Below are 21,070 nucleotides of genomic sequence, written 5' to 3' on the forward strand. Positions count from 1 at the left end.
CTCGTGCTTCTCAGCGATCGCGACATCAGGGCAGAACTGGCATCCGAGCGCGTCGGGCTCGATCCGCTCGATCTCGGGATGGTGCAGCCGTCGAGCATCGATGTGCGTCTCGACCGCTACTTCCGGCTGTTCGACAACCACAAGTACCCGTTCATCGATCCCGCCGAGGACCAGCCCGAGCTGACGCGCCTGATCGAGGTCGACCCGGACGAGCCGTTCGTGCTGCATCCGGGGGAGTTCGCGCTCGGCGCGACCTTCGAGCAGGTCACGCTGCCCGACGACATCGCCGCACGGCTGGAGGGAAAGTCGTCGCTGGGACGCCTCGGGCTCATCACGCACTCGACCGCGGGATTCATCGACCCGGGGTTCACCGGGCACGTGACCCTCGAGCTGGCGAACGTCGCGACGCTGCCGATCAAGCTGTGGCCGGGCATGAAGATCGGCCAGCTGTGCTTCTTCCGGCTCTCGTCGCCCGCGGAGAACCCGTACGGCTCCGGCGCCTACGGCAACCACTACCAGGGGCAGCGCGGACCGACGGCATCGCGGTCGTTCCAGAACTTCCACCGCACCGACGTCGGCGTGACCGACGCGGGGGCCACGGGGAACTGACCCGCTTTCCCGCACTGCAGGCCGAGTGAACCGGTTGCCGACGAGTGAACCGGGTATCGACGTCGACAACCGGTGCAGTCGTCGGCAGGTGGTTCGGTCGTGTGCGGCTCTGATGACGAGAAGAGGGCCTCGATCACGGAAGTGATCGAGGCCCTCTCGTCTGAGCGGGTCACGGCTCAGTGCGTGTGGACGTGGATGTGCTGCACCTGCGGGGCGTGGCCCCAGTGCGCGCGGCCGGGGCCCCAGTGGCCGTGTCCGCGGTGTCCGCCCTCGAACGGCGCGTCCTCCGGCATCCGGCGCTCGTAGTGGCCGTGTCCGCGGCCGTGCGGGCCGAAGCGGTGTCCGCGGTGTCCGCCGTGGCGGTGATCGCCGCGGTGGCCGTGACCGCGGTGGCGACGGGGGAGCGGGGTGCCCTCCTCGTAGCCGAAGGCGCGGGCGATGTTCTCAAGCGACGCCGTCATCACGGCGAAGTCCTCGGGGGTGACGACCTCGGCGACCTGCGCGCGGATGCCGTCGACGACGGCGCCCAGGCGCTCCTTGGCGGCGCGACCGGAGTCGGTGAGCTGCCAGGTGCCTTCGGTGCGGGTGACCCAGCCGCGCTCGGCGAGCCGGCGGATCTTCGGAGTCTGGGGATCGCCGCCGTCGGCGACGAGGTTCAGCAGCCGCCAGTCGCGGCGGGTGAGCCCTTCGCTCTCGAAGGCGGTGGCGAATCGGTCGGCCATCAGGCGGTCGATCGCCGTGATCCAGAAGCCGAACGGGTGGGTGGTGTTGTTCTCAGAGCTGTTCATGGGAAGTCCTTTACTTGTCATGTTGCATGTATATGCAGTGTGACATGCAATGCGGGTGTATGTCAAGTCACATGTAAAATCGGATGCATGACCAGCCCGACCCCCGACCCCGCCGACCTCATCGCCGACGCCCTCTCCCGTCTGCGCGGAAGGGGCCCGTCCCGCGCGCATGAGGGGCGCGGCCACGAGGGGCACGGCGGTCCGCACGGACGCGGCGGGATGCACGGGCATCCCGGCCCGCACGGGGCGGGGCCGTGGGGCCGCCACGGCGGCTGGGGCGGCCCCGGCGTGCGCGACTTCCCGGCGAGGCTGCGGATGCTGGAGGCGCTCGCCGCGGCATCCGATCCGCTCGGCGTGAGCGACCTGGCGGAGGCGATCGGCGTCGACCAGCCGCGCGCATCGCGGCTGGTGCAGCAGGGCGTCGAGAACGGCTGGGTGCGGCGCGAGGCCGACCCCGACGATGCGCGCCGCACGCGGATCGTGCTGACCGACGACGGCCGCCGGATGCTGGGCGGCGTGCGAGGGCAGCGACGCGACCGGCTCGACAAGGCGCTCGCCGCGCTGGACGAGGGCGAGCGCGCCGAACTCGCGCGGCTGCTGGGCAAGCTCGCGGACAACTGGGAGTGAGCGCCGGACGATCGGTCGGATGCCCCGGACGCACGGTCGGGCGGCCGCACCCCGCAGACGGGATGCTTAATACATGACCACGACCGCGCCCGTCCCTGTGACGACCCCCGCTCTGCCCAGGCTGCGCTACGGCGCCCTCATCACGATGATGGCGATGAGCTTCCTGCTGGTGACGGCGGAGTTCCTGCCCGGCGGAGTGCTCACCGAGATCGCCGCCGACATCGGGGTGACCCCCGGTCAGGCCGGGCAGATGGTGGCGGTGACGGCGCTGGCAGGCCTCATCGTGGCGCCGACGATCGGCCTGATGCTGCCGCGGCTGAACCGGCGGGCGCTGCTGGTGTGGATGGCCGTCGGAGCCACCGTGTCGAACGCGATCGTCGCGATCGCGCCGAGCCTGCCGCTCCTCCTGGCCGGTCGCGTGCTGCTGGGCGCGGCGCTCTCGGGGTTCTGGGCGATGTCGATCACTGTGGCCGCGAAGATCGCAGGACCCGAGCGGCTCGGCAAGGCAGTGATGTTCACGTCGGCGGGCACGTCGCTCGCGACCGTCGCGGGTGTCCCGATCGGCGTGATGCTCAGCGAGGTGCTGGACTGGCGCGCGGTGTTCGGCTTCGCCGCCGTCGCCACCGCGCTGCTCGCCCTCGCCCTGCGGATGCTGCTGCCGAGCGTGCCTGCGGAGAGCTCGGCCTCGCTGTCGACGCTGCTCGGCACGCTGCGTCTGCCCGGCATCGGGCTCGGCGTCGCCGGCCACGTGCTGGTCGTGCTCGGCCACTTCCTCGCGTTCACCTACATCCGGCTCGCGCTGGAGAGGGTGACGGATGCGGGGCATCCGATCGATGCGTCGGCGATCATCGTGCTGCTCGCCCTTTTCGGCGCGGGCGGGCTGGTCGGCAACCTCGTGATCGGCATGATCATCGACCGCACCTATCGCGTGTTCGCAGTCGTCTCGCCGCTGGTGATCGCGTTCGGCACGCTGGCGGTGATCGCGGCATCCGGTTCGCCGGTCCTCGTCGGCGTCGCGGCGTTCGTGTGGGGCTTCTTCTTCGCGTCCTGGCTGCTGATCGTGAACACCTGGGTGGGGCACCGGATGCCGGACCGGCTGGAGGCCGGCGGAAGCATCGTGGTGGTCGGGTTCCAGGCCGCGATCATGATCGCCGCGGGGTTGGGCGGGGTTCTGGTCGACGGGCTCGGCATCGTGCCCGTCTACGTCCTCGGTGCGGTGCTGCTGGCGATCGGTGCGCTGCTGTTCGGCCTGTCGAACCGGGCGGGCGCGCGCGCCTGAACCACGAGCGATGCCCCTCCCCGGGAGTCCCGAGGAGGGGCATCGCTGCGCTGGTCAGTCCTCCAGACCCCGCAGCAGATCCCGGACGGTCGGCAGGGTGCCGTCCACGAGGTTCTCGGTGTCCTGGACCTTCAGCTTCCCGGGGCCGAATCCGCTCATCGGGCCGGAGACCGGCAGGTTGAGCTTCGTCTGCGCGAGATCGAAGGTGTAGGGGTTGCGAGCGGTGTCGGGCATGATCACGCCGTTGTTGCTGCCCGTGATGACCAGGCCGAGCTGGTGCCCGGCCGGGACCACCACGTCGTTGGCGGCCAGCTCGACGGTGCCCTTGTGGTCACCGGCGCCGTCCAGTCGCATCCAGCCTCGGGCCAGCACCTGCAGGTTGCTGGTCTGCACACGCTTGGCGACGTCGATGTAGCAGGCGTCGTCGGTCGCGGTCTCCGCACCCCAGCACGACTCGGTGCCGAGGTTCATCGCCCCGTCGCCGCTGGCCGAGACGCGATCCATCGTGCCGTAGTCCACCAGCATGACCGACACCTGGCCGACCGGTGCAGAGTGGTTGACGGCGATGTCGACGGTCGGAGTGCCCGAGATCCGGAGCTCGTGCTTCGTGGTGCCCGTGGTCCACAGCAGCCGGTTGGGGTTGTCCGCCAGCGAGACCGCGGACGACTCCGACACGCGCCCGGTGTTGATGTAGCTCGCGGTTCCGCTGTCGGCCTTGCCGAGCGCCATCGTGCCGTCTCCCTGCAGGCGCAGCTGCATCGTGCGGGCCGAGGCGATCGGCCAGACCTTGGACTGCTCCCACCGGTCGGGGCCGACCTCGACGCTGACGGCCGGTTCACGGTCGATGCCGTTGTCGATGCCCATCAGCTCGGAGTCGAACCAGCGGTTCAGTGTCTTGACCCAGAGCGCCCGTTCGGAGTCGAAGGGGTCGACGTGGCCGAGACGCGTCAGCCACATCTTGCGCTTGACGCCGGTCTGCTCCAGGTCCTCCCACCACTTCGAGGCGTTCATGGTCTTGACGTTGTTGTCCTGCAGGCCGTGCACGAGGAACACGCTCGCCTTCACGTTGCCGACGTCGTAGTGCGATCCGCTGCGGTAATCGCGCTCGGCCCAGAAGTCGGTGTAGGCACCGGACTCGTCGCCGTCGTTCGCGTTCATCCAATTCAGCTTCGCGCTGCAGTCGGTGGGGACGGTGCGGTTCGCGGCGACGGCGCTGGACAGGTAGCCGGCGTAGTTGTTGGACTTCACCGCGCCCTGCCACCGGTTGTAGTCGTACCAGGAGCTGATCGCGCTGATCGGGACGATGGTCTTCAGACCCTCGACTCCGGTCGCGGCGACGCCGTTGGCCAGCGTGCCGTCGTAGGACTTGCCGATCATGCCGGTCTTGCCGTTGCTCCAGTCGGCGCTCACCGGATCGCCGTCGGCGTCGTAGCCGGTGGCGTTCCCGTTCAGCCATTCGATGACGGCCTTGACCGACTCGACGTCGGAGACCCCGCCCTCGTCGACGCATCCGGTCGAGCGGGCGGTTCCGGCCATGTCGACCGCGACGAACGCATAGCCGCGCGGCACGAAGTAGTTGTCGTAGTAGAGCGGCATCTTCTCGACGACGCCGTTCGCGTCGTACTCCTTATGTTCGCCCTCGTTGCCGCGCCCGCTGCTGAGGTAGTAGGGACTCGCGTCCATGACCACCGGCACCTTGGCGCTCCCGTCGAGTTCCTTCGGCCGGACGATGTCGGCCGCCACGCGTTCGCGCTGCCCGTCACCGTCGAGGTCGGGCGCATCCACCCAGACCGTCTCGCGTATCGCGCCGGCGTAGTCGTACACCGGCTGGGTGGTCCCGTCCTTCACGACGACGGGTGGATTCTCATCGGTGGCAGCATTCGCCGGGCTGCCTGCGGCGCCCAGGGCCAGGGGCGCGACAACTGCCGCCGACCCGAGCAGGGCAAGGAAATTCGTCTTCATTGATGAAACCTTCCGTAGGAGACTGCTGTGTTTCCTCTCGGTGTCAACTGTGACGTTTCACACACTACCGGGCGGCGCGGGCGCGCCAGGGGCCGTCTTGCCGCGGTCGGTCGGGTGCGGGTTCAGGCGGTCGCGAGACGCCGCTGCGCGCGCCAGGCGGAAGGGGTGGCGCCGACGTGGCGGCGGAACGCGCGGCTGAAGCCCTCATCCGATGCGTAGCCGAGCTCGCGCGAGACCGCGCTCACACCCAGGCCGCGGGAGAGCAGTTCCTGTGCGGAGCGCATCCGCACCGAGGTGACGTAGCCGGCGGGTGAGAGTCCGTACGCGTCGCGGAATCGCTCGGCGAAGACCGAGCGCGACATCGCCCCGAGTGCGGCGAGGGTCTCGACCGTCCAGTCCCTGCCCGGCTCGGCGTTGATCGCGTCGACGACGCGGTCGAGGAAGGGATCAGATGCCGCGGTCGGCCATCCCGCCGGCGCGCAGCCGATCGCGACCCAGGCGCGGATCACCGACGCGAGCACCGTCTTCGCCATCATCCGGCAGATGACCCGGTCGCCGCGCCGGCTCGCGCAGGTCTCGGCGGAGTCGATGCCCATCACCTGGGCGAGCGCGGCCGCCGCAGGCTCGCGGGTCGCGAAGTCGGCGATCCAGGCGAGCTCGGGCAGCAGCGCCGCGATGTGCGCGGCTTCGTCGGCGAAGTCGAGTTCGGACACCAGGACGGATGCTGCGCCTTCGGCGACGATCGCGGTGTCGTGGCGCCTGCTCGCCAGCAGCACGTCACCGGCGGTGAGATGCTGCACAGGTCGGCCGGGGGAGCGGACCTGCACGTCGCCGGCGAGCACGTACGCGAAGGCGAGCGCGGTCGGGTCGAGCATGAGCATGTCGTCGTCGAGCCGATAGCGGACTTGTTCGCGGATGCGCACCTCGACGGCGTCGAGCAGCACCTCGAGCGCAGCCCCGGGGTCGTCGGCCGGGGCAGGGTCGCTCACGCGCGCGGGCGTCATCGCGATCAGGCTCATGAAGGTGCGAACCGCGGGGGAGGGGGTGGTATTCCTGGGGCTTTCAGGCGACATGACGGCGCCTGTCTAGGATGGTCAGGTCTCTCCCCGCACGTCGACGATCGGTTCCCCCTTGGCATTAGTCACTGGCAAGGATGCGTCCGCGCGCACGGAATCGGGCCGTACTCCGCGTGAACCGCGCGCGGTCCGTGCCGACATCCAGGCGCTGCGTGCGCTCGCTGTGGGCCTTGTCGTGCTCTATCACTTCTGGCCGAAGCGCCTCACAGGAGGATACGTCGGCGTCGATGTGTTCTTCGTGATCTCGGGCTTCCTGATCACCAGTCACCTGATCTCTAAGCCACCCCGGAACCTGCTGGACCTGGGCAACTTCTGGGGTCGGCGAGTGCGTCGTCTGCTCCCGGCGTCGTTCCTCGTGCTGCTCGTGACGCTCGGCGCGAGCCTGATCTGGGCGCCCGCGACGATGTGGTCGAACATCGCCAAACAGGTGGCCGCTTCCGCGATGTACGTGGAGAACTGGTTCCTGGCCGCGGAGTCGGTGGACTACCTCGCGGCGGACAATGCCGCAACGCCGGTGCAGCACTTCTGGTCGTTGTCGGTGGAGGAGCAGTTCTACATCGTCTGGCCGCTGCTCATCGCGCTGGCGCTGCTGATGGCGGCCCGGGCGGGGTGGAAGGGTGAACGACGGGTGATGACGCTCGCGGTCGGTACCGTCGTGGTGCTCTCGTTGGGCGTATCCATCGTGCTGACGGCGACGGATCCGGCCGCGGCCTACTTCGTGTCGTGGACGCGGTTCTGGGAGTTGGGCGTCGGAGGTGTGATCGCCGGAGTCTTCCCGCTGATCCAGCGGTGGCTGGACCGCGCACCCGTTGCGCGTCCTGTGCTGGCTCTCGCCGGTCTCATCGCCGTGGTGATCTCGGCCGTGGCCTATGTGCCAGCGACACCGTTCCCCGGTGTCGCGGCGATGCTGCCGGTGCTGGGCACGGCCGCCGTGATCGCCGCTGCCGTCGACGAGCGACGCTGGGCGGTGACCAGGCCGATCGGGTGGCGGCCGGTGCAGACCCTGGGAGATGTCTCGTACAGCCTGTACCTCTGGCATTGGCCTGCTGTGATCCTGCTGCCGTTGGCGCTGGGGCATTCGCTGCGCTGGTGGCAGAAGCTCCTCGCGATCGCGGTGCTGATCGGACTGTCCTATGCGACGAAGGTTTTCGTCGAGGACCGCTTCCGTGGCGCGAGGTCGATGGGCAAGGGGCTCAAGGGCACGTTCGCGTTCATGCTGATCGGCATCGTCGTCGTCGCTGGTGCCTCGTTCGTGACCGTGCGCGGCGTCGCGTGGAGTGAGCAGTCGGCTGCCGCAGCCGCTCAACGAACGTTCACCACCGATGAGTGCTTCGGCGCTCGCGCGATGGCCAACCTCAACGCCTGCACGCCGCACGGCGAGAAGCTCATCACCGATCCCGCCTTTATCTCGCAGGACAGGGCCGCGGCGTATGAGGACAAGTGCTGGACCACAGGCGATTTCTCGGTACAGAAGGTATGCCATTACGGATCTGATGATCCGAAGGCTCTAAAGGTCGCTCTGGTCGGCAACTCGCATGCGGGGCATCTGCTCCCGGCCCTCCAGCAGATCGACAAGGGCACCCCGTGGAGCATCACAACCTATTTGGCTCCGGAGTGCTATACCGTCGACGCTGAGATCCAGTTTGAGACGCCGCAGAAAACAAGGAACTGCCTCGACTGGAACCGGCGGCTGATCGCGGAGGTCGCCGACAAGGGTTTCGACCTCGTGGTGATCTCGAACCGTACCGTTCGCCGCATTGACGACCTCTCGTGGGACGGCACGGTCCGGGCGGCGAAGACGGCGTCGCTCGAGGTGCTTCGCAAGTGGTCAGCATCCGGTATCCATGTGCTCATCATCCGAGACACGCCCTATCCGACAGACCTGCAGAACGTCCCCGATTGCGTCGCCGCCCACCTCGAGGACCTGTCCGCGTGTGACGGGTCGCTCCGACGGAAAGCCCCAGACCCGATGGCGGACATTGCACTTGAGAATCCGGATCCAAGGGTCGCGGTTCTGGATCTCACGGACCGCTTCTGTCGCGCGGACACCTGCTATTCAGTCATCGGCGGAGTCATCGTCTACTTTGATCGAGGGCATCTGTCGGCTACCTTTGCCCGGACGCTCGCAACTGACATCCTGCATGCGTCCCTGGAGCTACTCGCGCGCAGCGACTAGATCCGGACTCGGTGAGAGGGGCGCGACACGCCGTCAGTTAGACTCGTTTCTTGTTGTTCGGCGCCCCCTGCCACGGGTTTGCGCCGGTGCTTTGTGTGAAGGGCTAACATGCCGACCTCGACTGGCTACGACGTGTCGCTGATCGTACCGATCTATAACGTCGAGGAATTCTTGGCTGAATGCCTGGCCTCGATCGAGGCCCAGACCATCTTCGAGCGTGTCGAAGTGCTTCTCGTCGACGACGGATCGACGGACAGCAGCGGCGCTATCGCTGCTGACTTCGCGGACCGTCACCCGAACGCGCGACTCATCACTCGTGCAAATGGCGGCCTTGGAGCCGCGCGAAACACCGGTGTCGCATCGGCATCGGCACCGATGCTCGCCTTCCTTGATTCGGATGACGTGTTGCCTCCGCGCAGCATCGAGATCCGATTGGCGGCCATGACAGAGGACGTCGAGCTGGTCGTGGGGAACATGGAGACGTTCCCTTCGCCCACTCGATGGCCCTGGTCGGCCCGGGTAGCCGAGGGTGACGCAGTCCTGGCTGGAGTCGAGACGTTCCCCGAGCTCATCCACAACACGAGCGCTTGCAACAAACTGTTCAGAGCTGAGTCTTTCCCCGAGTCTGGGTTCCCAGAACGTATCCACTTTGAAGACGCGTTCCTCGTGATCCCAGAGGTGCTCCGCGCCAAGCGAATCTCTATTCTTACCGAGACGGTCTACCTCTATCGGCGGAGAGTTCAAGGGGGGTCGATCATGGATTCCCTGTTTACTAGGGCGGGGAATTACTGGGACCACCTCGCGCTTGCGGAGCATCTGACGCGTGAGATGAAGGGGCATCTGGAAGAGCGTCAGAGTGCCGTGCGCCGCTTCCTTGTCAGGTCCACGCAGGGATTCCTGACGCGTGCTCCTGGTGTGCTCTCCGCTGAACGTCTCCCCACGTTCTATGCCCGCATGCAGGCGATCTTCCGCCATTTTCCTGTGGAGGAGATCGTCGAGTCCACTCAGGGGCTGAACGGTCGGATCGCGTTCGCTGCGTTTGCGCTTGACGATTACGAACTGTTTTCGGATCGCTGGACCCACACGGAAGGTCTTGAAGCGGTCGGCGGTCTCCCGTACCTGAAGGTGCACGCTGACGTCGACGAAGCGATCCTGCCGATGCTCGCAGCTAAGGGAACGGAGGTGTACATCGAGCGCGTCGCGGGAAGCGCCGCTGAGAAGTTCCTCACGGTGTCCGGCCGCGTGGATCTTCCAGGCGTCCCGGCAGCGGGAGTCGCCGGGCGCGTCAAGGTGCGTATCGCAAGCAAAGGCGAGGCCTTGTGCGCACCTACGACCACCCAGGTACGTCGTGTTGCGGACGTTGTCAGGGCCGTGACAACGCTCGAATGGACGGCAGAAGTACCGGCAAGCAAGCTCAAGACCGGGCGTTGGACGCTTGACGCTCACGTTCTCGTGCCAGGATCCCAATTCACAGTCCGAGCGCGTCCTTCGCTCGGTCTTCGTAGGCGGAGCGCCATGGTGCGGACGAGATCTACCCGATCGCTCTTCGTCCCCGGCTCCCAGGCGCGACTGACTATCCTGACTCGGAGGAACTCCCGGCGAGCGAATCGACTGCGGTGGAAGCTCATGCTCATCCGCGAAGATCTACGGGGACTGTGGGAGCGTCGCCCGTTCGCCTGGACGCGGATCGGGCGACTGCTGACTTCTCCGTTCGCGGGCAGCTCGCCGCTATGGCTCGTCGGTGAACGTGGCGACACCGCTCAGGACAACGGATATCGCTTCTTCGAGTGGGCTCGAAAGAACACCGATGGCATCCGGGTGCGCTACGTCCTCGACCGGAAGAGCGATGCGTGGAAGAGTCTCGCTGATCGGAAGGGCGTGGTGCGTCGAGGTAGCCTTCGTCACAAGCTCCTGTTCCTCCACTCAGATGCTCTAATCTCGAGCCAGGATTTCGATGCTTATATGATTCCGCCGAAGTGGAATCGGGAGCACTACCGCACGCATCTTGCTCATCGTCTTGATCAGAAGCGCATTTTCCTGCAGCACGGGATCATCTTCAACGATGTCGCCGCTCCCCTCGCACGCGAGCACACGGGTCTGGACATGTTTGTGACGAGCGTGGAGCCCGAATACGAGTACCTCCGCCAGCACACGCGGTTCACCCATGAGCTCAAACTGACGGGGATGCCTCGATACGACACGCTCGTGCGCACGCCATCGAAGCAGATCCTGCTCATGCCGACTTGGCGCAAGTACCTCGTACTCCCGTCATACGCGAGTGGCGGGAACGACCCGGGGACTTTCCACGGGTCAGCTTATGAGCGCTTCTTCACAGACTTGCTCCAGAGCCCGCGTTTGGCAACTGTGTTGGAGAAGCATGACCACTCGCTGGCGTTCGCACCTCACTACGAAGTTGTCGACCACTTCGCGGATATCGAAGTCGCGTCTACTCGGATAACCGTAACGGGCGCCACCGGAGTCCGTACTCAGGAAATGATCCGCTCGGCCGCGGTATTCATGACCGACTACACCTCGGTGATGTTCGATGCCGCCTACCTCGGGGTTCCTGTCCTTCAGATGCCGTTCGATCTGGAGGAGTTCCATGAACGGCACTATGGCCAAGGCTGGCTCGACAACGGGGGCGGAGAATACTGGCCGGTCGCTCGTACCGTAGAGGAAGCTGTCGATGCTCTCGATGCGATCCTTTCTGCCGGAGCAGTCGTCGCCTCTGAACACCAGGCAAGGATCGACCGGCTGTTCCCTCGGCGGGATCGTGAGAACAGCCGCCGCGTGTACGAAGCGATCCGCGCTCTTCCCGACTAGATCTGCCAGCCGTCACGACTGGCTCCGGTTGTCCGCTCGGCCAGCGGCCGCATCGTCCGAGCCTCGAGCATCGCCTCGTAGACGCGCTCGCGATTGTGTCCGTCGCGAACAGGGAAGGCACGCTGCATCCGCTCTGCGAACTCCGGATCAAGTCGGTCGGTGAGGATCGATTCGGCAGCACGAGCGGCCTCGGCGACGTCCTCGGCCACCGGCCCGAACCCGTCGCGCCGGTAGTCGAAGTACCCGGGTCGTTCGGTATGCCCGGCCAGATACTGCTCGCGATCGAACTGGTAATACATCACGGGTGTGCGAATGTACGCGGCGTTGAAGGCGATCGACGAGTAATCGGTGATCAGAAGCCGAGCGCGCACGATCATCTCGCGCACGTCGGTGTCCGCGTACGACCGCACTTCTACAGCCTCCGGAAGGTCGAACGATGACAGATACGGCTGCATGTTCGGGTGCGGCATGAAGACGATTCTCGCGCCGGTTCGCTCCGCGGCGTCGAGCAGGGTCGGGTCGTTCAGCAGTCCTGATATGCGGACCGCGTAGTCAGTCCCGGCGAAATCGTCGATCGGCTCCCGGTCTGCGGAGTCCTTACCCATCCGCCCGACCAGGTAGTCCCGCCAGGTGGGCATGACGACGATGAGATCGCGTTCCTCGTCGGGCAGAGCGCGTGCGCGCTCCAGGAGCACATCGAATCGAGGGAGACCGGTCAGTCGCACTTCCTTGCGGGACGCGCGATATGCCGGCGACTCAGTGAGATAGCGATATTCGTCGGGCGTCGAAGCCACGAACACCTGGATGTCCTTCGGATTCAGCCAATGCGAGATATCCCCCTTGATCACGCCGTGCTGCAAGAACGTGAAGGCGTACTCGGGCGGGCGCATCTTCAGCGGCAGCGCATGCGTGATGAACCTGTCCGCATGGCTGGATGCGAGATGATCTGCGTGCTTCAGCAGGGCGTAGAACTCGGGAGTGCCATATCCGACCAGACGGGCGCCGGCAGCCGACATCCGCTTCCAGTCTTCTGTGCCTTCACGCACCACGAACCACGAATTGTGTTCCGGATGGTGTTCAGCCATCCACCAGTACATGTCCTCGGCGCTGTCGCCAGCGTCCACGTCGCGGTCGATGAACACCCACGCATGGGCGAAGCGCTGTGCGAGTCGCTTCGACCTCACAGCCTGGTCACGCCGCAGGTAGTGGAGCCCTCCACGCCGGAGGCGACGCACAACAGCCTTCTGTGTCTTCCGCAGTAGTCGTGCTGCCCTGTTCGGCGGTGTCTTCTCCGCCTTGAATGCGGCCGGAACCGCCGGGGGGCGTTCGTGGACTTCCTGTCGAACACCGTCGAGCAGCACTTGCACGTTCGCTTCATCGGGGATCCAGAGGACCTCCTGCATGACTATGGGGCGCGCGGCGTACTCCAGCCCGAATGCCTTGGCGGCGAAGGGCGTCGCTTCTGCACCGTTGACCAGCAGAGTGATTGAGGGTGCCGCTCCGCGGTACCGGTAGACGACAGAGCGCAGCCCCCTTGCTCGGTCGCGTCGGCCTCCCTGGTACACGGGCCCGTGCCCGCTCCCGTGTTTCGTCAGGGTCAGAGCCTCGCGCATCCACGGTGCGACATACATGAGGTTGAATTCAGCGATCGCGTCGTCGTCGACGTGCTGCAGGAAGGCGGGAAGCAGGTCGTTCAGGTCGGCATACATGCTCTCCGGGAATCGCGCATTGCGCACGGCGGGAGACTGCGAGGCCCTCAAGATCCAGAACTGGTCGTACAGGAACAGATTCTGAAGCCAGCGCGGGATCTCCCCTCGCTGTGCCAGCGCGTAGTCGATGACCGGGAGGAATCCGTACCGGATGGTGTCGGTGTATTTCCGCGGGTCAGCGCTGCTGGACTGGATTGTCGACGAGTTGTCCGAGCGCTGCCGGTACAGGTAATCCGCTTCGGGCAGGAAGGTGACCGTTGGGCTTGCGAACCCGAGCAGATAGCGCGACACGAACGCGCCATCCTCGAAACGCAGTCGGAGGTCCTCGGGAAATGTGAGCCCGGCGTCCACGACCAAGCGACGCTGCACGAAACCGGAAGTGATGTGCGGCTGAACCCAAGAGGGCGAGACACTGAGATCCTTCGTCACTCGGCCCTCTCGGAACCGACCAGACAGCGCGTGGGTGTCGCGAATGTCGTCGTCTTCGTCGAACCAGAGCAGCAGCCGCGTGGAGAGCATCGAAGGCAGAGCGCCGGGCGTGATTGCCGACGCGACCTCGGCAAAGTAGTTATCCGAGAGCACGTCATCGGGGTCGGGGAACGTGAGCCACGTGCCGGTGGCGAGCGGAAGCGCCGCGTTGCGTGCCGATGCCTGCCCGCCGTTGTCCTTGCGAAGGACACGCACATTCGGATGCCGCGCGGCGAACGCCTCGGCCACCTCGGCAGTGTCGTCGGTTGAGCCGTCGTCGACGAGGATCACCTCGATGCGATCGAAACCGTACGTCTGGCGCTCCAGCGATGCGAAGTACTCCGGGAGGTACCGGGAGACGTTGTACATCGGCGAGATGACGGTGAACTCAGTCAAGCCTCGTGTCCTTCCTCGAAGCGATCCGTTCATCGACGCGGACCCGTGCGATCAGTGCGGCGGTGATGGTGCCGGGAGAGTCGTCAGTGACGACCAGCACATCGTGGCCCGGGATGCCGGCCGCTCTCAGCCGAGCCAAATCGGTCTCCTCAGGCGTGATCACCAGATCAGGTGCGAATCGGCCGACAGCCAGAGCATCCGACCTGCTCAGTCCGCCGTCGATCACGAGTACCCGCAGCCCGCGAAGTCGGGCACGCAGCGAGGGGCGTCCCTTCGGTTGCACCGTCACAAGAACGCGAGCTTGCGCTCGGGCGACACGGTGCGCGACCGAGCCGAAGAGCAACCCACCGTCGACGGCGGCGCCGCCCTTCGGACTCACCTGCCTCACAGGCGAGAACGAGCTCAGGCTCGCGAAGAGAGCGGCAGAGCGCTCGACCCCCTCGGCGTGATGCTCGACGAGCACCTCGCGCCCGGGGCGGAACAGCCGACCGATCATGGCGTCCTTCGACCACAGCCCACGACGCCGCATCTCCGCGCGGAGGGCACGTCGATCGGCGACCGAATCGGCCCAAGGCCTGGTCCGCCGCACGTAGACCTCGCCCTGCTCGCCCGGGATCGACAGAGCACGTTCCCCGGCCATCCGCCGCCGATGCCGGTCCTGTGTCTGCACCAGCGACTCACCCGGGAGGGGCCACACGATCTTGCGGCCGGACACCCGGCGGACGCGACGATCCGCGCGCAGCCGCGTCGCGACCAGCGCCTGCTGCCCGAAGACATCGGGGCGCCAGACCAGAAGCCGCCGCACCGGAGCATCCGCCGTGAACACCGTCGCAGGACCGGCGGAGTAGGCGATCACGTCGGCGGTGCGACGCCACGCTCGCGGCATCGTGCCGTAGGCGAGCGCCCAGTCCCAGAGCGGTCGCCCTGTGAGCGCGAGGATGATCAGCCGCGACTCGAGCGGCAGCGCGCTCGCGTCGTAGCGCAGCAGCCGATCCTCGCTCACGTGCCGCAGGCACACCTTCAACCCCGCCAGCGTTTCGGCGCGCTGCGCCTCGTCGAGGTTCTCCGCATAGCGCTGCGGGTCGAGCTGCACCGGCAGCAGCCACTGCATCTCGTACAGCAGCACGGACTGCAGCCAGCTCGGCACGCCGCCGCTCGTCGCGGCCTTCTCGAGCAGCGGGGCGTAGCCCTCTTGGAACCGCACCATGTAGGTGCTGGGATCCGAGCGATACCGGTCGACCGCCGATGTGCGCGCGGCGCGCTTCCGATAGCCGTAGCGCGCGTCCGCGACGAAGCCGGCCATCGGCGCATGTCCCAGGCTCAACAGGTACTCCGCGACGAACAGCGCGTCCTCCGAGGCGTGCAGACCTGTGCGGAAGCGTGCCCCGGACGCCCGCACCGCGGCAGTGGGGAAGGCCACTGAAGCGGCATTCATCACGAACACGTCGTCGGCCAGCTCGGCGACCCGGTTGCCGCCCGCGAAGCGGAAGCGCAGGGGGTGGTTGTCTCGAAGCCGGTGATCGGGCTCCTGCATGCGCAGCAGGTTCGTTGCGGCGACATCGATGTCGGGATGTTCGCCGATGAAGGCCAGCAGCGCTTCGAAGTAGCCGGGGGCCACCACATCGTCGGGATCGAGGAACAGAATCCACTCGCGGGACGCCTCGTCGAGCCCGCTGTTCCGAGCCGCGCTCACGCCCCGGTTCTCGGTGCGGATGAGGCGGGCACCCGGATGCACGTCCGATATCCACGCCGCGATGAGTTCGGCGCTCGAGTCCTCCGAGCCGTCATCGATGAAGATGAGGTCCGTCGGCAGCGCCGTCCGCTGCGAATCGAGCGAGCTGAGGAACTCAGGCAGGTACTCAGCGACATCATGCACGGGCACGACGACACTGATTGCGTCCGGGGAGAGCGTGCTCACGGAATCAGGACGCCCCTTGTGCGGCTTCCTCGACGCGCACGGCGACGATCTGACCCGTGAGACCGCTGTCGAGAACCTGCAGACTGACGGCGGCGACCTTCTCGGGCGCGAGCAGCGAGCCCTCCGGCTCGTCGCCGAAGGCCTGGATCCGCATCGGTGTGCGCGTGCGCTGCGGGTTGATGCAGTTGATCTGCACGCCGTCCTCGGCCCACTCCTCGGCGAGCGCCTGGGTGAGGTTCACGACCGCTGCCTTACTGGCGGAGTAGATGCCGTAGTTGGCGCGGCCGCGCGTGTGCGAGCTCGAGGTGAACAGCAGCACCTGGCCGCCGGTCTCCTTGAGGTACTTGTGCGCAGCACGGGCGACGATCACCGGTGCGGTGAAGTTCGTCTCGATGCTCGACTCGATGTGCTTGACCTTGGTCTGCGTCAGCGGACCCATGCGCAGCACGCCGGCAGACATCACGACGGCATCGATGCGCCCGGATGCCTCGTGCGCCTGCTTCAGAGCCTCCTTCACCTGCTTGCGCGAGCGCACGTCGGTGCCGGTCGTGGAACGGCTGAACTCGTGCACGGTGGCGCCGGCGTGTTCGGCCAGGTCGACGATGCTCTCGCCGATGCCGTAGCTGCCGCCGAAGACGACGACGACCTTGCCCTCGAAGTCGGGGAGCGGGGCATCCGCCGTCAGGCTCGCGGACTGCAGTTGGAAGAGCTTGTCGGCGATGTGCACGTCGATCGGCTCGGTGACCTTCATATTCTGCGCGGTGCCGTCGACCACGAAGATCGGCGTCTCGGGCAGATACGTGAACACGACACCGCAGTCGTCGGTCGCATGGAACGTCTTGTCCAGTCCGGCGAGCTCGTAGGCCCTGCGGATCGTTCCGAGGCGGAAGCCCTGCGGCGTCTGACCGCGGCGCAGCGTCGAGCGATTCGGGATGCCGGTGATGTGTGACGCCGAGTCGACCTGGACGATCGTGTCGGCCGAGGGGATGGCCGTGTCGACCGCTTCGTAGTGGTCGAGGGCTTCGACGCACTCCGCCAGGATGCGGTCGTCCACGAAGGGCCGCACGGCGTCGTGGAAGAGCACCTTGGTGTCAGGGTCGTCGCCGAGCGCGGCCAGCGCCGCCTGCGTCGAGTCGTTGCGGGTGTCGCCGCCGGGGATGATGCGGGTGAGTTTCGGGAACCGCTCCTGGTCCTTCAGCGGTTCCAGCTGCTCGATCGCCCCCGCGTTCATGACGATGATGATCTCGTCGATCACGGGACTGGCGTTGACGACCTCGAGCGTGTGCTCGACGATCGCCTTGCCGGCGATCTTGATCAGCTGCTTGGGGATGCCGAGACCGACGCGGACACCGATGCCTCCGGCGAGGATGACTGCGACTGTGCGGGGCGTGCTCATGTGTGGACTTCCTCGCTCTTTGCCGGAGTCGCGGTCGCCAGCGCGACCTGTGCCAGCCGATCAGCCGCCGCTGTCACGCCGTCTCCGTCGACATCAGCCACGAACTCCTCCCGCAGCCGCTCCATCGTCGCCGCATCCGCTTCTCCGCCCTTCACCTGTGCGACCAGTTCGTCGAGCGTCTCCGCGAGCGGCAGGCCCAGGTCGTCGGGGAAGGCGATGTAGAAGTCGCGGCGCTGCGCGTACTCGTTCAGGTCGGGGGCGATCAGGTACGAGGGAACACCGGCGACGGCGGCCTCGAAGACGGCCGACGAGTAGTCGGTGATGAAGACGTCGGCCACCATCAGCAGCTCCTGGGTCGACATCCCGGGTGCGGTGCGCAGACCGGCGCCCGTCGGGGCCGGCACGAGCGGATGCAGCTTCGTGATCGTCGAGTAACCGGCATCCGACATCGCGTGCGTCAGCTCCAGCGGATCCACGGTCGGCTCGAGGCCCTCGGTGCGGAAGGTCGGGGCGTACAGCGCGACCTTCGTGCCCACCAGATCCGGATACAGGTAGTCGAACTTCTTCCGGGCGCGCGCCCGCACCGCCGGGTCGCGCAGGCGATCCACCCGTGGCAGCGGGGCGACGACCACCTTCGACACGTCGACGCCGAACGCCTCGGCGAACGGCGCGCGGCAGCGCTCGGCGCTGGCGATCACGATGTCGTAGCCGTCGTGCATGCGCATCGCCCTGGCGAGCTTCGGGTCGCGCCCGCCGCGCCGCCCGAGGATGCTCACTCCGAACTTCTTCAGCGACCCGAGCGCGTGCCACAGCTGCACCACGGTCAGGCCCTCGGAACGGGGCGTCGCCGACGCGATGATCGAGTAGCCGTCCACGACCAGCACCCGCGACGTCGACACGTGGTAGATCTCCACCAGCAGATGCAGCGCGTAGCCGAACTTGCGGATCACGCCGGGCGGCACCATCTTCGCGATCACCTGCACCTCGACGCCGGGGTCGGCCCGCAGCAGCGCCTGGCTCAGCAGCACGAAGTCCGATGGCGGCCGGTTGCTCTGCCGTGTGAGCATCGTCACCTTGTTGCGTCGAGGCAGGACCCGCATCACCAGGCTGACGAGCGTGAGTGCAAGGCGCGCGACATACGCGGCCAGGATATCCAGTCGCAGCACACGGATCATCCGGTTCACGAAGCGACCCCCAGCAGTTCCCGTGCGATCCGCTCGCTGGAGCGACCGTCCAGTGCGCTGCAGAACTCCTCGCGGAACGTCGACAGCCGGGCCTCGTCGACCGCGGCATCCCTGATCGCGTCGGCCAGCTCCGCGTCGTCGGCCACGACCGGTCCCACCGAGTAGTGGTCGAAGGGCCGGTAGAACGATCGCGCGGCGGTGTAGTCGGCGAGATCGGGCACGAAGAACAGGATCGGGCGCTCCAGCAGCGCGAACTCGAAGATCGCCGACGAATAGTCGGTGATCAGCACGTCGGTCGCCATGAGCAGGTCGTTCATGTCTGGCACGACGGATGCATCGATCGTGCCGTCGGGCACGCCCTTCGCGGCGACGAACGGATGCTGCCGCACCCCGATGCGCCAGCCCTCGCCGAGCTCTGCCGCGATGCCGGTCCAGTCGGCTGACGGGGCGGCCTCCGCGCTGCGCTGCCCGTTGCCGCGGAAGGTCGGTGCGTACACGATGAAGCGCTCGTCGTCGCGGACACCCAGTTCGCGTCGCACGCGCGCCCGCGTCGTGGCCACGGTATCCGGGGCGAAGAACACGTCGGTGCGCGGCATCCCCCACGCGTGCACGCGGTCGAGAGAGATGCCGAACGCCTCGGCGTAGTCGGGACGGATGTCCTGCGAGCTGACGATCGCGTCGGTGTAGTTGCGGTGGATCTCACTGCCCGGCGTCGGTCCGCCCGGCAGCCCGGCGCGGCTGTGCCCGACGCGCTTGAACGCTCCGGCCGCGTGCCAGAGCTGCACCAGTCGCGCACCTCGTCGGATGCGGAAGCGGTAGATCAGCGGGTAGAAGTCGTCGAGCACGATCACCCGGCTGGTCGCGATCAGATACGGCAGCCTCAGCACGTCGCGCAGCGAGCGCCGGGCGGCGAGGTTCGGCTTGAAGACGCCGATGATGTCCGCACGCGAATCGATCTTCAAAAGCGCATCGCGCAGGTGCGCCATGTTGCCCGCGAAGTCGCGGTGCGAGTCCGAGAGGAACAGGATGCGGTCGGCCTTGACCGGTACGAGGAGTCGCCAGAACCCATAGGGGATGCTGTACGGCAGGAATCGGACCGCACGAAGCAGTCGACTCCTCCGGAGCCACTGTCGCATGGAGTCGTTTACCAGTCGTTCATCTCTCGGGGGTTGATCCGAGTATACGAAACCCGCCTGGCAGTTCCCGAGTCAGAGCCGTTCGTGCTTGGGCAGCCGGACCAGAAGCAGCAGCACCAGACCGACTCCCAGCACGATCGCCAGGCCGAGCACGCCCCAGTACGTCGCTCCGAACGCCGCGATGAACAGGGCCCACATGCCCGGCGCCATGAAGCTCGCCACGCGGCCGGTGGTTGCGTACAGGCCGAAGATCTCGCCCTGCAGCCCCGGGGGCGTCACGCGGGCGAGCAGGGAGCGGGATGCCGCCTGAGCGGGCCCCACCGCCGCGGAGAGCACCAGGCCGGCGATCCAGAACGGCAGCTTGCCGCTGTCGTGCAGCAGGAACACGACCACTGCCATGGCCAGCAGCGTCGATAGCGCGACGACGATCACCGCCTTCGCGCCGTACCGGTCGTCGAACCGGCCCGCGATCACCGTCGAGATGCCGGCGACCACGTTCGCCGCGATCGCGAAGATGATCACCTCGTTCGAGGAGAAGTGGAACACCGCCGCAGCGAGGATCCCGCCGAACGCGAACACGCCGGCCAGGCCGTCGCGGTAGACCGCGCTGGCCACCAGGAACCAGAACGTGGGCCGATGCGTGCGGAACAGTCGAGCGATGTCGCGGATCAGCTCGACGTAACTGGCGAAGAAGCCGACCCGCTTCAGTCCCGGCGCCGCGGGCGGCTCGGGCACGTTGCGGAACAGCGGGATCGAGAACACGATCGTCCACACACCGCAGCCGACCGCGATCAGCCGGTATGCCAAGCCGTTGGAGGTGTCCATGCCGAACCAGTCGAAGGTCGTGAACACCACGATGATCGTCAGTGCCACGATGCCGCCGATGTACCCCAGCCCCCAGCCGAGTCCGCTCACTCGGCCGACTGTCTTCGGGGTGGAGACGCTCACCAGCATCGCGTTGTAGTTGACGCCCGCGATCTCGGAGATCACGGCGCCGATCGAGATCACGATCGCGCCGTACCAGAAGAACTTCGGGTCGGCGAAGGTGAAGAACAGAGCGAACTGGGCCAGCGCCAGCAGCATCGTCGACGCGAACAGCCACTTCTTCTTCGACCCGGTGCGATCGGCTGCCTGGCCCAGCACCGGCGCCAGCAGCAGGATCAGGATGCCCGCGAGCATCGACACGAACCCGTAGCCGCTGGTCAGGTCGGCGACAGCGCGCTCACGCACCGGATCGGTCTCGGGCAGTGCCGCGATCTCCGGCGGCAGGAAGCTGCTGCCGGTCAGATACAGCGAGACGAAGACGAACGTCAGAAGTACCGAGTTGAACGGCTGTGTCGCCCAGTCCCAGATCGCCCAGGAGAGCACCCGCTTCCGCGGGATCGGCGTCTCGTCACCGCTCTCGGCGAACGTCGCGCCGAACGCCGCGAGGGCGCCGGTGTTGGCGGTGGGCGGCGGAACGTCGGCGGTCATGGGCGTCACGCTACCGGATGGCGGTGACCGGCGTGCGAACGGGAAGATCC

The 21,070-nt window shown here is 66.8% G+C and carries 14 protein-coding genes; 5 read left to right on the top strand and 9 right to left on the bottom strand.

Annotated elements, in window-relative coordinates; translation table 11 throughout:
* The first annotated feature begins 3 nt into the window (after positions 1 to 3).
* A complete protein-coding gene (gene dcd / locus ACFVAE_RS11915) occupies positions 4 to 609 on the top strand; it encodes a dCTP deaminase (RefSeq protein ID WP_378892154.1) in 606 nt (201 codons plus the stop codon).
* A 176-nt stretch (positions 610 to 785) separates the two neighbouring features.
* Here dcd and ACFVAE_RS11920 read toward each other — a convergent pair whose 3' ends face one another.
* A complete protein-coding gene (locus ACFVAE_RS11920; RefSeq protein WP_378892156.1) occupies positions 786 to 1,397 on the bottom strand; it encodes a MarR family winged helix-turn-helix transcriptional regulator in 612 nt (203 codons plus the stop codon).
* A gap of 87 nt (positions 1,398 to 1,484) precedes the next feature.
* On the opposite strand from ACFVAE_RS11920, the gene ACFVAE_RS11925 reads away from it, so the two are divergent.
* Positions 1,485 to 2,024 carry a MarR family winged helix-turn-helix transcriptional regulator gene (locus ACFVAE_RS11925; protein ID WP_378892159.1) on the top strand — a complete coding sequence of 180 codons (540 nt, stop codon included), beginning with the start codon at positions 1,485 to 1,487 and terminating at the stop codon, positions 2,022 to 2,024.
* Between the two features lie 73 nt (positions 2,025 to 2,097).
* Positions 2,098 to 3,303: an MFS transporter gene (locus tag ACFVAE_RS11930; protein WP_378892162.1), complete on the top strand. Its 1,206-nt coding sequence runs from the start codon at positions 2,098 to 2,100 to the stop codon at positions 3,301 to 3,303.
* 54 nt (positions 3,304 to 3,357) lie between these two features.
* On the opposite strand, the gene ACFVAE_RS11935 is transcribed toward ACFVAE_RS11930, so the two are convergent.
* Positions 3,358 to 5,265: a CocE/NonD family hydrolase gene (locus ACFVAE_RS11935; RefSeq protein WP_378892165.1), complete on the bottom strand. Its 1,908-nt coding sequence runs from the start codon at positions 5,263 to 5,265 to the stop codon at positions 3,358 to 3,360.
* A 122-nt stretch (positions 5,266 to 5,387) separates the two neighbouring features.
* A complete protein-coding gene (locus ACFVAE_RS11940) occupies positions 5,388 to 6,269 on the bottom strand; it encodes a helix-turn-helix transcriptional regulator (protein ID WP_378892168.1) in 882 nt (293 codons plus the stop codon).
* A 127-nt stretch (positions 6,270 to 6,396) separates the two neighbouring features.
* On the opposite strand from ACFVAE_RS11940, the gene ACFVAE_RS11945 reads away from it, so the two are divergent.
* Together ACFVAE_RS11945 and ACFVAE_RS11950 are read left to right on the top strand one after the other, a co-directional pair.
* Entirely contained in the window at positions 6,397 to 8,517 is a 2,121-nt protein-coding gene (locus tag ACFVAE_RS11945; RefSeq protein ID WP_378892171.1) for an acyltransferase family protein, read from the top strand.
* Positions 8,518 to 8,625: 108 nt separating this feature from the next.
* Entirely contained in the window at positions 8,626 to 11,340 is a 2,715-nt protein-coding gene (locus tag ACFVAE_RS11950; RefSeq protein WP_378892174.1) for a glycosyltransferase, read from the top strand.
* On the opposite strand, the gene ACFVAE_RS11955 is transcribed toward ACFVAE_RS11950, so the two are convergent.
* From ACFVAE_RS11955 to ACFVAE_RS11980, 6 genes are all read right to left on the bottom strand, one after another.
* The gene (locus tag ACFVAE_RS11955; RefSeq protein ID WP_378892176.1) at positions 11,337 to 13,913 is read right to left on the bottom strand and encodes a CDP-glycerol glycerophosphotransferase family protein; all 2,577 of its coding nucleotides are present in this window, start codon (positions 13,911 to 13,913) and stop codon (positions 11,337 to 11,339) included. The two genes, ACFVAE_RS11950 and ACFVAE_RS11955, sit on opposite strands and share 4 nt — an antisense overlap.
* The gene (locus tag ACFVAE_RS11960; RefSeq protein ID WP_378892178.1) at positions 13,906 to 15,831 is read right to left on the bottom strand and encodes a glycosyltransferase family 2 protein; all 1,926 of its coding nucleotides are present in this window, start codon (positions 15,829 to 15,831) and stop codon (positions 13,906 to 13,908) included. Before ACFVAE_RS11960 ends, ACFVAE_RS11955 begins: the two co-directional genes overlap by 8 nt.
* Positions 15,832 to 15,835: 4 nt before the next feature.
* Positions 15,836 to 17,227 carry an SDR family NAD(P)-dependent oxidoreductase gene (locus ACFVAE_RS11965; RefSeq protein ID WP_378892180.1) on the bottom strand — a complete coding sequence of 464 codons (1,392 nt, stop codon included), beginning with the start codon at positions 17,225 to 17,227 and terminating at the stop codon, positions 15,836 to 15,838.
* Entirely contained in the window at positions 17,224 to 18,402 is a 1,179-nt protein-coding gene (locus tag ACFVAE_RS11970; RefSeq protein ID WP_378893561.1) for a CDP-glycerol glycerophosphotransferase family protein, read from the bottom strand. The genes ACFVAE_RS11965 and ACFVAE_RS11970 overlap by 4 nt, the downstream gene beginning before the upstream one ends.
* A 5-nt stretch (positions 18,403 to 18,407) precedes the next feature.
* On the bottom strand, positions 18,408 to 19,547 hold the full coding sequence (locus ACFVAE_RS11975) for a CDP-glycerol glycerophosphotransferase family protein (RefSeq protein ID WP_378892183.1): 1,140 nt from the start codon (positions 19,545 to 19,547) through the stop codon (positions 18,408 to 18,410).
* Positions 19,548 to 19,619: 72 nt separating this feature from the next.
* The gene (locus tag ACFVAE_RS11980) at positions 19,620 to 21,020 is read right to left on the bottom strand and encodes an MFS transporter (protein WP_378892185.1); all 1,401 of its coding nucleotides are present in this window, start codon (positions 21,018 to 21,020) and stop codon (positions 19,620 to 19,622) included.
* Positions 21,021 to 21,070: the final 50 nt, after the last annotated feature.

Source organism: Microbacterium sp. NPDC057659 (assembly GCF_042799915.1).
Lineage (GTDB): Bacteria > Actinomycetota > Actinomycetes > Actinomycetales > Microbacteriaceae > Microbacterium.

Coding starts and splice junctions, on each gene's coding strand:
- ACFVAE_RS11940 (WP_378892168.1), bottom strand. CDS start 6,269: ATGACGCCCGCGCGCGTGAGCGACCCTGCCCCGGCCGACGACCCCGGG.
- ACFVAE_RS11970 (WP_378893561.1), bottom strand. CDS start 18,402: ATGATCCGTGTGCTGCGACTGGATATCCTGGCCGCGTATGTCGCGCGC.
- ACFVAE_RS11980 (WP_378892185.1), bottom strand. CDS start 21,020: ATGACCGCCGACGTTCCGCCGCCCACCGCCAACACCGGCGCCCTCGCG.
- ACFVAE_RS11920 (WP_378892156.1), bottom strand. CDS start 1,397: ATGAACAGCTCTGAGAACAACACCACCCACCCGTTCGGCTTCTGGATC.
- ACFVAE_RS11925 (WP_378892159.1), top strand. CDS start 1,485: ATGACCAGCCCGACCCCCGACCCCGCCGACCTCATCGCCGACGCCCTC.
- ACFVAE_RS11965 (WP_378892180.1), bottom strand. CDS start 17,227: ATGAGCACGCCCCGCACAGTCGCAGTCATCCTCGCCGGAGGCATCGGT.
- ACFVAE_RS11930 (WP_378892162.1), top strand. CDS start 2,098: ATGACCACGACCGCGCCCGTCCCTGTGACGACCCCCGCTCTGCCCAGG.
- ACFVAE_RS11935 (WP_378892165.1), bottom strand. CDS start 5,265: ATGAAGACGAATTTCCTTGCCCTGCTCGGGTCGGCGGCAGTTGTCGCG.
- ACFVAE_RS11950 (WP_378892174.1), top strand. CDS start 8,626: ATGCCGACCTCGACTGGCTACGACGTGTCGCTGATCGTACCGATCTAT.
- ACFVAE_RS11975 (WP_378892183.1), bottom strand. CDS start 19,547: ATGCGACAGTGGCTCCGGAGGAGTCGACTGCTTCGTGCGGTCCGATTC.